Annotated in this window: 6 protein-coding genes and 2 rRNA genes; 3 read left to right on the top strand and 5 right to left on the bottom strand. The window is 58.1% G+C overall.

The genetic code is table 11. The annotated features are described in order from the left end of the window. The first annotated feature begins 91 nt into the window (after window positions 1–91). The 3 genes from mksB to mksF are packed head-to-tail and all read left to right on the top strand — an operon-like array spanning window position 92 to window position 4,900. The gene (mksB, locus tag KW841_RS14590) at window positions 92–1,372 is read left to right on the top strand and encodes an Mks condensin complex protein MksB (RefSeq protein WP_162130293.1); all 1,281 of its coding nucleotides are present in this window, start codon (window positions 92–94) and stop codon (window positions 1,370–1,372) included. Further along, a complete protein-coding gene (gene mksE, locus KW841_RS14585) occupies window positions 1,362–2,063 on the top strand; it encodes an Mks condensin complex protein MksE (protein ID WP_007978043.1) in 702 nt (233 codons plus the stop codon). The genes mksB and mksE overlap by 11 nt, the downstream gene beginning before the upstream one ends. After that, on the top strand, window positions 2,060–4,900 hold the full coding sequence (gene mksF, locus KW841_RS14580) for an Mks condensin complex protein MksF (RefSeq protein ID WP_102701500.1): 2,841 nt from the start codon (window positions 2,060–2,062) through the stop codon (window positions 4,898–4,900). The genes mksE and mksF overlap by 4 nt, the downstream gene beginning before the upstream one ends. Window positions 4,901–5,093: 193 nt before the next feature. Here mksF and KW841_RS14575 read toward each other — a convergent pair whose 3' ends face one another. The 5 genes from KW841_RS14575 to KW841_RS14555 form a co-directional block, all read right to left on the bottom strand. Continuing rightward, a complete protein-coding gene (locus tag KW841_RS14575) occupies window positions 5,094–7,397 on the bottom strand; it encodes an intermembrane transport protein PqiB (RefSeq protein ID WP_218477268.1) in 2,304 nt (767 codons plus the stop codon). Next, window positions 7,390–8,013: a paraquat-inducible protein A gene (locus tag KW841_RS14570; RefSeq protein WP_102701498.1), complete on the bottom strand. Its 624-nt coding sequence runs from the start codon at window positions 8,011–8,013 to the stop codon at window positions 7,390–7,392. The genes KW841_RS14575 and KW841_RS14570 overlap by 8 nt, the downstream gene beginning before the upstream one ends. Beyond that, entirely contained in the window at window positions 8,000–8,659 is a 660-nt protein-coding gene (locus KW841_RS14565; protein ID WP_116581240.1) for a paraquat-inducible protein A, read from the bottom strand. The genes KW841_RS14570 and KW841_RS14565 overlap by 14 nt, the downstream gene beginning before the upstream one ends. Window positions 8,660–8,804: 145 nt before the next feature. Then, window positions 8,805–8,920, bottom strand: a 5S ribosomal RNA gene (rrf, locus tag KW841_RS14560). 171 nt (window positions 8,921–9,091) lie between these two features. Continuing rightward, window positions 9,092–11,442 (bottom strand): 23S ribosomal RNA (locus tag KW841_RS14555); the annotation flags it as partial.

The raw sequence follows: 11,442 nt of genomic DNA, 5'->3' as shown, positions 1-11,442 counted from the left end.
GAAAAAACAACAGCCCGTCCCGAGAGTGAATCGCATTGCCCCCGATGAAGTACAATCGCTGCTTTTAATCGCCAACCAGCCGGCCATTCCGATGATCGAACCCAAGCGCGTCTTGCGCGCCCTCGCTGAACACTGGGCACTTCTGGAGCCACTGTGCGAGCACTTCGACCAAGGCACACTGAGCCTCAACGAACTGCGCACGCAACTGGCCGCCCAGCAACTCGACAGCACGCCGCAGGACATTACCAGCCTGCTCGACGTGTGGATTCGCCTCGATATCCTGGTTCCCGTGGCCAAAAGCCCGAACCGTTTCGAGCTCAATGCGCAGATTCACGACTTCCTCGCCTATCTGCGCCGTGAACACCGCCTGGGCCTGTGCCTGGAGATCGAAGCCTACCTGCGCCACCTTGAGCGCCTGGCCGGCTATATCCAGGACGCATTCGACATCCGCGACGGTAATGACCTGGCCCGCCAGTTGCGCCTGCTCGACATGCGCGTGCGTGACGTGCTGAAAAAACTCGATAACGACGAACAGGCACTGGTGGCCGTCGCCGAACGGGCGAAAACCAGCGACCGGCAGATTCCGTTGCGCCAGCGTTACGCGGAAGTACTGGCGACCTGGGACGAATACGTCGAGCCGATGATTGATCTGGTGAACGCCGACGGCGCCTTCGAACAAGGCGTGCGCAAGGTCGAAACCGTGCTGCTGAAGATGCTCAGCGAACAGCAGCGCCTCGGCCACCTGGTCGACGACGACATGCTGCTGCGCACCCACGCGCGCATCCTCGAAATGCAGACCAGCGCCCAACTGACCCTGCGTCATGCCCGCGAGCTGCTCTTGCCGTTACGTGAAGAGGCCCGCCGGCACAATGCCGTGACCCGTGGCGCCGCGCTGGCCCTGGCCGCCATCCGGCGCAAGGGCATCGACGCCGTACCACAAGCGGCGATGCCGCTGTTCACACGGCCGCAAAGCACTTTCCTCGGCAGCGCCAGTCAGGTTGAAGCCTACGTCTACGCGCTGGCGCGTTTCGAGCCGAAACCGGCGCGTTTCCCCAAGGCGCACAAGACCCACAAGGGCGGCGATGCACCACGCGCGCCTCGCACGGTTCGGGAAATGCTCGAGCGCTGCGAAGACGCCCTGCCGATGCCGGACCTGATGACCTGGTTGCTGGAGCAGGAACCGGACGGCGCCACCGACGAATTGCTGTACTGGTTCTCGCGCCTGTCGCGGGAAAAACGCTTCAAGCGCGAGCGTCTGGAACGTCGCGAATACCATACTCACGAGCACCAGGTCAGCCTGCGCTCCTTCGCCCTGCTCTCGGTCAGCGATGACGCCACCGAGAATTCTGCGAGCACTCCTTATGCATCTTGATCTATCCGAACTGTCCCATCTGGCGCCGATCTTTCGCGAGCTGTTCAAGGGTTACCACGTCAGCCGCCGCGATCCGGAGCTGTACGCACAGTTATCGAACTTTCAGGACCAATACCGCACGCTGTTCAAGGCACTGGGTTTTGAACTGGTCTGCGACACCCGCGGCTTCTACTACTTCGTGCCGGACCTCGCGGCAGCGGCGGTGAACAAGACCGCCCAGCGCCTGGCACTGTTCACCTTCATCCTCGTCGAGCACCTGGCCGACCAGGGCCGCGACCCGATCTCCGTGCTCGACGGTGGCAGCCTCGGCCGCGATGAGCTGCCCTCGCTGCTGGAAAAGTACCGTGACCTGTTCATCCAGGCCGAAGTGCAAACCCAGGACGAGCTGGAAGAAAAGATCATGCGCCGCATGACCCAGCTCGGTTTCGCCAGTGAAGAAAACGGCGTCTACCGTTTCCTGCCGCCGATGCACCGTTTCCTCGATGTGTGCCTGTCGGTGCAACAGGACCGCGATCTGGCCGCCAGCCTGCACAGCGTCCTGCCATTGCCGGTGCCGGTGCTGATCGACGAAGACAGCGACGAAAAACTGCTGCAGACCGACGACCCGCTCGACTTGAGCGAATTCGAAAGTGAAAGCGAAGAAGACGCCCTGGCCCGGGCCATTGCCGAAGAACAGGAGCTCGACGCATGAGCAAGGAACGTTACGGCATCCGCCGCTTTGCCCTTTTGAACACCGCCGGCTACAGCCTCGGCCTGTTCCCGCTGGAAGAGCCGCTGTCGGTGTACGGCGCGAACAACCTCGGTAAATCCGCCTCGATCAACGCCTTGCAGTTCCCGATCCTGGCGCGCATGTCGGACATGAGCTTCGGCAAGTACAGCCTGGAACAATCCCGGCGCTTCTACTTCGCCTCGGACACCAGCTACATCCTGGTCGAAGTCAACCTGCCCCACGGTCCGCACGTGATCGGTGTGGTCGGTCGCGGCCCCGGTGGCGGTTTCGGTCACCAGTTCTTTGCCTACGCGGGCAAGCTGGACCTGGCCCACTACCAGAAAAACGACACCTGCCTGCGTCAGAAAGAGCTGTTCACCAACCTTGAGCGCGAAGGCCTGAAAGCCTACGAACTCAAGCCGGACGAACTGCGCCGCTTGCTGGTCGGTGGCCACACCTCTATCCCGCTGGACCTGACGCTGATCCCGCTGCGCTCCACCAGCGAGCAGAGCCTGAAGACCTTCCGCGCACTGTTCATCAACCTGCTGCACATGCGCGAAATCACCGCGGCCAAACTCAAGCAACTGTTCCTCGATGCCTTCGAACACAGCCTGCGATCCGGCAGCGTCGATTATATTGCCGCGTGCGAAGAAGCCTTCCGCGATGTAAGACGCATGGAGCAGGACTACAACTCGCTGGTCGCCGCCGGTCCGTTGGTCGAAGCGCTGGCCAACGGCGTGAAGCAACGCGACATCCTGCGCGGCAAACTGCACCGCATCTCGCCGCTGCTCGATTCATTGCTGGGCACCTGGTCGGACTACGCCAGTGCGCGCAAGGAAGAGCTGACCATTCAGGCCGAGCACTACCGCAACGAGCAGGACGCCCTGCAAAACGACCAGCGCGGTGGCACTCAGGAACTGATGCGCCTGGAACGGGAAATCACCGGCATCCAGCGCTGGCTCGGCGAATTGTCGGTGCTCAAGCATCGCTTTGCCCTGGTCGATGACGTCAAGGTGCTGGAGCAGCAACTGCTGGCCGCCAAGGACGCCCACGATGAACTGGCCGGCGCCTTGGCGCAGTCTCGTCAGTTCAGCGCCGAAGACCTCGACGAGCGTTTGCGCGACCTGGAAAAACGCCTGAAGTCGGTCAAGCAGCAGCTCGATCACGCCGACAACAACAGCTACGCCCGACTGCGCGAAGAGTTCTCGCAGCAGGACGTCGAGCGCCTGATGCGCCTGTTCAACAGCGCGCTGTTCAGCCTGCCGCTGGGCGAACATGGCATCACCCTCGACGAAAACGGCGACTGGGTGAAATCCGTGGAGCTGATCCTCGACGGCTTCAAAGGCGAACGCTTCGAAGTGCCGGGCCTGTCCATCGACATCTCGCACATCGAACCACCGGCCTTGCAGGCTCTGGCTGACCGTGCGGCCCTGCGCGACCAGAAAGAACGCCTGGAAAAAGAACTCAAGCAACTGAAAACCCAGCAAGCCGTGGCTGCCGACCGTGCCGCGAGCAAGACCCAGACCGAAGTGCTGTACCAGCAAGTGCTGGATGCGCAGAAAGCCCTGGAAGATTTCCGTCGCGCGCAAACCCTGAGCGCCGAAGAAGGCGACAAGCTGGAACAGATGGCTCAGATGGAAGCCGCACAGGACGAATTGAAACGTTCCAGCGATGCCTTTACCGAGCGCGTCCAGCAACTGTCGGCCAAGCTGCAACTGGTTGGCCGACAAATCGGCGACATGGAAGCCAAGCAACGCACCCTCGACGACGCCCTGCGCCGCCGTCAGTTGCTGCCGGCGGACCTGCCGTTTGGCACGCCGTTCATGGACCCGATCGACGACTCCATGGACAACCTGCTACCGCTGCTCAACGACTATCAGGACAGCTGGCAAGGCCTGCTGCGGGCCGATGGCCAGATCGAAGCGTTGTACGCTCAGGTGCGCCTCAAGGGCGTGGCCAAGTTCGACAGCGAAGACGATATGGAGCGTCGCCTGCAGCTGTTGATCAACGCCTATGCACACCGCACCGACGAAGCCCTGACCCTGGGCAAGGCTCGCCGTGCCGCCGTGACGGACATCGCCCGGACCCTGCGCAACATCCGCAGCGACTACGACAGCCTCGAACACCAACTGGCGCTGTTCAACCGCGAAATCAACAAACGCCAAGTCTCCAACCTGCAAAGCTTCCGCATCGTGCTCGCGCCGAACAAGGAAGCGCTCAAGCACATCGACCAGATCATCCACAGCGCCGGTCAGTACGAGGAAGGCGAAACCCTGTCCGTCTTCGACCTCAGCCAAAGTGCCGAGCAGGACAACAAGAACGAAGAAGCCAAGGAATACCTGGCGCGACTGGTGGCGGCGAACCACAACCAGCTCGGCCTCAAGGACTTGTTCGAGCTGGCGTTCGAGATCACCAAGGTCAACGGTCAACCGGTAATCCACACCGACATCGACGGCGCCGCGTCCAACGGCACCACCATGACCATCAAAGCGCTGACCAACATGTACTTGTTGCTGCACTTGATGGACCGTGACCAGGCCGGTCGTGTACGCCTGCCGTACTACCTCGATGAGGCGGCGGACATCGATGAGAAGAACCAGGCCGCCTTGCTGGAAACCAGTCTGCAACTGGGCTTCGTGCCGATCCTGGCGAGCGTGAAGCCGCAGGTCTGCGCCAGTGTCGCCATCGACCTTGAAGGCGGCAGCGGCCCGGCCGGCATCTACATCGACGAGGCGGACTGGAAGTACATCCGTCGTCACGATCAGGTTAAGGCGACGGTCAACGAACAAGCGGATGAACCGGAGCTGGATGCGGTCTGAGGCTTGAATCGAAGGCAATGAAAAAGGCCGCGGTCCATTGGATCGCGGCCTTTTTCATAGGTGTGTCAGTTAGCTTTGCAGTGAACTTCAGGGCCTCTTCGCGGGCAAGCCCGCTCCCACAGAGTCTGTGGCCAACCGATAACCCTGTGGGAGCGGGCTTGCCCGCGAAGGCGTCATCACTGACGCCAGAAAACTACTTGCCGAGCGAAATCTTCGGCGCCCAGGTCAGCCACTCCTCTTCGAACTTGTCGAACAACGCGAACGTCTGCTCCGGTCGCGCCGGGCTGCCCATGCGCTCGCCGTCCGGCGTGGCGAAGGCGACACCGCCCTGAATCATCGTCTCCAGGGATTCAGTGCGCACCGTTGCACCTCTGAACAGTCCGACATCGAAGTCGAAACCGCTGGTGTTCCAGAACCGCGTGCCGCTACGCACCAGTGGCGCGTACTTCGGTTCGATCAGGATATGGATCAGCACACGATCAGCGGTCTGCCCCAGTTCATAACCCGTTACCTTCCCCACCGTGATTTCGCGATACGTCACCGGCACACCGGCCTTCAGCGAACCGCGACGAGCGGCGCTCAACACCAGACTCAAACCGTCTTCACGCTTTACAGCTTCAGGCGGGCTGGCCAGGGCCATGAAGCTTTTCTGCGGACCCAGATTCTTGGCAGCTGGCAGCACTTCGATGTATTGCCCGGTCACCAGGGTTTCAAGGTTCGATGTCTTGATCAGCCCCAGTTCAGGCTTGACCACCCAGAACTGACTGCCGACCCGGGCGATGCGCTCCGGCACTTCGGTAATCCGTGCGGTCAGCAGCACCGATTGCAGGTCGTCACTCAGGTCAACGTCCTCGATCTTGCCGACATCCAGGCCCTTGAAGCGAATCGGTGTGCCCGTACGCAATCCATCGGCGCGATCGACCTTGATGGTAATCACCTCGCCCTTTTGCGTGGCGTCGTCATGGCTGGCGAACAAGCGGAAACGTGGAATGCGCTTTTGTAGCGGCGCCTTGGCTTCCGGGGTTTCAAACGCAATACCGCCAGCCATCAGGCTTTGCAGCGATTCACTCTTGACTTGAATGCCACCGGTCAGGCCACCCGAGAGCGTGATACCGCTGGCATTCCAGAAGCGTGTCGAGGCGTTGACCAGATCCTCGTATTCCTTCTCGATATGCACGCCGATAATCAATTGCTTTTTTTTGCGCGAGAACTGATAGCTCTGTACCGAACCGACCTTGACCTGCTTGTAGAGAACCGGGCTGCCGACTTCCAGCGAGCCAAGGTTTTCGGTGAACAACACCAGGTGCAGGCCCGGCGCACGCAGATCCAGGGGTGGCGCCTTGGGCCGCGCGACGAATTCGCGTTGCGGCGCGGCCCCCTTGTCGCCAGGACGCACAGCGATGTAGTTACCTTTGACCAGCGCCTCGAGACCGGTAATCCCGGCGAGAGAAATCGACGGTTTGACCACCCAGAACTGCGTACCGTCGACCAGGTAATCTTCGGCCAACGGGTCCATCGTCAACTCGGCGGTGGCCCCGGACAGGTCAGGATCGACCTTCAGCGCCTTGAGATTGCCGACCTGAATGCCTTTGTACATCACCGGCGTACGACCGGCCTGCAAGCCTTCGAAGTCGCTGAGCTTGACCTTGATCCGGATACCGGCCGCCGCCGCATCGAAGTCTTCATAGAGTCTGAACGGCAGGCTCGGGTCGGTAGGCGGGCTGTCCTTACGGTTTTCGGGTGTAGCGAACGCAATACCACCGGCGACAATGCTGGCCAGGGATTCACTGCGAATCTTCACCCCCGACAGATTGGCGTCGATGCTGACGCCGCTGGCATTCCAGAAACGTGTGTGTTTGCGCACCAGTTTGGCGTAAGTCGGCTCGATGAAGACCTTGAGCTCGACGGTGCTCTGGTCCTCGGACAACACGTAGCTTTTGATCTGACCCACTTTGATCTGTTTGTAAAACACCGGGCTGCCACGGTTCAGCGAGCCCAGGCGGTCAGCCTTGATGGTCAGGTGCAGACCGGGCTGGGCATCGGAAAGCGGCGGTTCCTGGGCCAGGGCCTTGAACTTGCGAACCGGTTCACCCTCGCCCGGACTGATCGCAACGTAGTTGCCCGAAACCAGCGTCTCAAGACCGGTAATCCCTGCCAACGTCACGCTCGGCTTGACCAGCCAGAAACGCGTGCTGGTGCGCAGGTATTGCTCTACGTCCTTGTTCATTTCGATGCTGGCGATCACGCCTTTGGAGCTGCCTTCGTCATCGAGCTTGAGGCTTTTGACCTTGCCGACCGACATGCCTTTATAGACAACTTCAGTCTTGTTGGCCTGAATGCCTTCGCCGCTTTCAAAGCGTACCTGAATCTCGATACCGGTCTCGTTATAGGCACGCCAGCCGAGCCAACCGCCGATGATCAAGGCGATCAGGGGCAACACCCAAATGGCAGACCAGTTCGAAGCCGGTCGGGTTTTCGCTACAGGCAAATCAGTCATGGTCGTCGTCCGACTCCGTGTTATCCCAAATCAGTCGGGGATCAAAAGTTACTGCGGCAAGCATCGTCAGTATCACCACCGAGGCGAAGGCGATGGCGCCAAGATTGGCTTCGATGCTGGCAAGCCGCCCAAAATTCACGACCGCCACGAGGATGGCAATCACAAAGATATCGAGCATCGACCAGCGGCCGATGAATTCAATGAAACGGTACATCCAGATACGCTGGCGAGCCGAAAGGGGCTGACGGCGCTGCACGGAAAACAGCAGCAGAGCAATGCCCACCAGCTTGAACGTGGGCACCACGATACTGGCGATAAACACCACGGCCGCAATGGGGAACATGCCGTAGTGCACCAACTCGATCACACCCGCCATGATCGTGCTGGGCGCTCCTTTGCCCAGGGAGTTCACGGTCATGATCGGCAACAAATTGGCCGGTATGTAAAGAATGGCGGCGGTAATCAGCAATGCCCAGGTGCGCACCAGGCTATTCGGGCTGCGGGCATGCACCAACGCTCCGCAGCGTGTACAGACCTGCTCGTCGGTATCAGCTTCCTGCCTGTTCAATTCATGACATTCCTTGCAAATCAGAATGCCTGCATCAATCGCCCGCATGGGCATCCTCTCCTGATAACGCCTGCCAGATCTGGTGAGGCGACATTACGACCTCCAGCCAGACTTGAATCAGCAATAAACCAATGAAGCACGCCAGGCCGAGGCCGACGGTGATGGCTGCCATATCTGCCAGTTTGACGATCGCCACCAGCACGCCCATGAAGTAAACCTCGAGCATCCCCCATTCGCGAATATGGTGATAAATGCGATAGAGCAACAAACCGTAGCTGCGCCCGACATCAAAACGGATACTCAACAATACGGCCAGTTGGCACAGCAGCTTGAGCAGCGGGATCCCCATGCTGCACAGGAATACAATCACTGAAACGCTTTGCATGCCCGTGTCAAAAAGGGCGACAACGCCGCTCCAGACAGTGTCTTGCGAAGACTGCCCGAGTAGATTGAGCTGCATGATGGGTAAAAAGTTCGCCGGAATAAACAACAACAAGGCGGCTATGACCAGGGCGAGACTGCGCTGTACGACGTTGTACCGATTGGCATAAAGCTCGTAGCCACAGCGCGGGCACAAGGCTTTTTCGCCATGGGCAAGTTCTGGTTTGCGCATGAGCAAGTCGCACTCATGGCAGGCAACCAGATTTTCCAGTGGTAATTCTGACAGCTCTTTGGCGTCAACCGAATCCGGCATAAGCGCTCTGACTCTAAAAAAGTTGGACCTATTCTAGTGTCCCGGGACAAAAATAACTGCGCCAATTTGTGCTCGATTGAGCGTGCTTTTTCTACGCCCAAAACAAAACCCCAACTGCTTTCGCAATTGGGGTTTCGGAATTTAATCTTGACGATGACCTACTCTCACATGGGGAAACCCCACACTACCATCGGCGATGCATCGTTTCACTTCTGAGTTCGGGATGGGATCAGGTGGTTCCAACGCTCTATGGTCGTCAAGAAATTCGGGTACTGAGTCGCGGCCGGTTGGCCTCGCTTCAGCAAATTGGGTATGTGACAGCTGGGTGTTTTGTGAGTCTCTCGAACTTTCGGTTCGTTTCGTCTTCACACACCGCAATCTGGTGCTCTTCCGCCTTTTCAGCTCGAAGCATGCAAATTGCTTGGGTGTTATATGGTCAAGCCTCACGGGCAATTAGTATTGGTTAGCTCAACGCCTCACAGCGCTTACACACCCAACCTATCAACGTCGTAGTCTTCGACGGCCCTTCAGGGAACTCAAGGTTCCAGTGAGATCTCATCTTGAGGCAAGTTTCCCGCTTAGATGCTTTCAGCGGTTATCTTTTCCGAACATAGCTACCCGGCAATGCCACTGGCGTGACAACCGGAACACCAGAGGTTCGTCCACTCCGGTCCTCTCGTACTAGGAGCAGCCCCTCTCAAATCTCAAACGTCCACGGCAGATAGGGACCGAACTGTCTCACGACGTTCTAAACCCAGCTCGCGTACCACTTTAAATGGCGAACAGCCATACCCTTGGGACCGGCTTCAGCCCCAGGATGTGATGAGCCGACATCGAGGTGCCAAACACCGCCGTCGATATGAACTCTTGGGCGGTATCAGCCTGTTATCCCCGGAGTACCTTTTATCCGTTGAGCGATGGCCCTTCCATACAGAACCACCGGATCACTAAGACCTACTTTCGTACCTGCTCGACGTGTCTGTCTCGCAGTCAAGCGCGCTTTTGCCTTTATACTCTACGACCGATTTCCGACCGGTCTGAGCGCACCTTCGTACTCCTCCGTTACTCTTTAGGAGGAGACCGCCCCAGTCAAACTACCCACCATACACTGTCCTCGATCCGGATAACGGACCTGAGTTAGAACCTCAAAGTTGCCAGGGTGGTATTTCAAGGATGGCTCCACGCGAACTGGCGTCCACGCTTCAAAGCCTCCCACCTATCCTACACAAGCAAATTCAAAGTCCAGTGCAAAGCTATAGTAAAGGTTCACGGGGTCTTTCCGTCTAGCCGCGGATACACTGCATCTTCACAGCGATTTCAATTTCACTGAGTCTCGGGTGGAGACAGCGCCGCCATCGTTACGCCATTCGTGCAGGTCGGAACTTACCCGACAAGGAATTTCGCTACCTTAGGACCGTTATAGTTACGGCCGCCGTTTACCGGGGCTTCGATCAAGAGCTTCGCGTTAGCTAACCCCATCAATTAACCTTCCGGCACCGGGCAGGCGTCACACCCTATACGTCCACTTTCGTGTTTGCAGAGTGCTGTGTTTTTAATAAACAGTCGCAGCGGCCTGGTATCTTCGACCGGCGTGGGCTTACGGAGCAAGTCCTTCACCCTCACCGGCGCACCTTCTCCCGAAGTTACGGTGCCATTTTGCCTAGTTCCTTCACCCGAGTTCTCTCAAGCGCCTTGGTATTCTCTACCCAACCACCTGTGTCGGTTTGGGGTACGGTTCCTGGTTATCTGAAGCTTAGAAGCTTTTCTTGGAAGCATGGCATCAACCACTTCGTCACCCAAAGGGTAACTCGTCATCAGCTCTCGGCCTTAAGATCCCGGATTTACCTAAGATCTCAGCCTACCACCTTAAACTTGGACAACCAACGCCAAGCTGGCCTAGCCTTCTCCGTCCCTCCATCGCAATAACCAGAAGTACAGGAATATTAACCTGTTTTCCATCGACTACGCTTTTCAGCCTCGCCTTAGGGACCGACTAACCCTGCGTCGATTAACGTTGCGCAGGAAACCTTGGTCTTTCGGCGTGGGTGTTTTTCACACCCATTGTCGTTACTCATGTCAGCATTCGCACTTCTGATACCTCCAGCAAGCTTCTCAACTCACCTTCACAGGCTTACAGAACGCTCCTCTACCGCATCATCCGAAGATGATACCCGTAGCTTCGGTGTATGGTTTGAGCCCCGTTACATCTTCCGCGCAGGCCGACTCGACTAGTGAGCTATTACGCTTTCTTTAAAGGGTGGCTGCTTCTAAGCCAACCTCCTAGCTGTCTAAGCCTTCCCACATCGTTTCCCACTTAACCATAACTTTGGGACCTTAGCTGACGGTCTGGGTTGTTTCCCTTTTCACGACGGACGTTAGCACCCGCCGTGTGTCTCCCATGCTCGGCACTTGTAGGTATTCGGAGTTTGCATCGGTTTGGTAAGTCGGGATGACCCCCTAGCCGAAACAGTGCTCTACCCCCTACAGTGATACATGAGGCGCTACCTAAATAGCTTTCGAGGAGAACCAGCTATCTCCGAGCTTGATTAGCCTTTCACTCCGATCCACAGGTCATCCGCTAACTTTTCAACGGTAGTCGGTTCGGTCCTCCAGTCAGTGTTACCTAACCTTCAACCTGCCCATGGATAGATCGCCCGGTTTCGGGTCTATTCCCAGCGACTAGACGCCCTATTAAGACTCGCTTTCGCTACGCCTCCCCTATTCGGTTAAGCTCGCCACTGAAAATAAGTCGCTGACCCATTATACAAAAGGTACGCAGTCAC

This window comes from Pseudomonas sp. PDM28 (assembly GCF_019219115.1).
Lineage (GTDB): Bacteria > Pseudomonadota > Gammaproteobacteria > Pseudomonadales > Pseudomonadaceae > Aquipseudomonas > Aquipseudomonas laurylsulfatiphila.
Note: the sequence above shows the minus strand (reverse complement) of the source record. Positions and strands in the feature narration are given on the sequence as shown.

What these genes read in the sequence shown, in the direction of transcription:
- mksB (WP_162130293.1), top strand. Translation starts at nt 92, where the DNA reads ATGATCGAACCCAAGCGCGTCTTGCGCGCCCTCGCTGAACACTGGGCA.
- mksE (WP_007978043.1), top strand. Translation starts at nt 1,362, where the DNA reads ATGCATCTTGATCTATCCGAACTGTCCCATCTGGCGCCGATCTTTCGC.
- mksF (WP_102701500.1), top strand. Translation starts at nt 2,060, where the DNA reads ATGAGCAAGGAACGTTACGGCATCCGCCGCTTTGCCCTTTTGAACACC.
- KW841_RS14575 (WP_218477268.1), bottom strand. Translation starts at nt 7,397, where the DNA reads ATGACTGATTTGCCTGTAGCGAAAACCCGACCGGCTTCGAACTGGTCT.
- KW841_RS14570 (WP_102701498.1), bottom strand. Translation starts at nt 8,013, where the DNA reads ATGCGGGCGATTGATGCAGGCATTCTGATTTGCAAGGAATGTCATGAA.
- KW841_RS14565 (WP_116581240.1), bottom strand. Translation starts at nt 8,659, where the DNA reads ATGCCGGATTCGGTTGACGCCAAAGAGCTGTCAGAATTACCACTGGAA.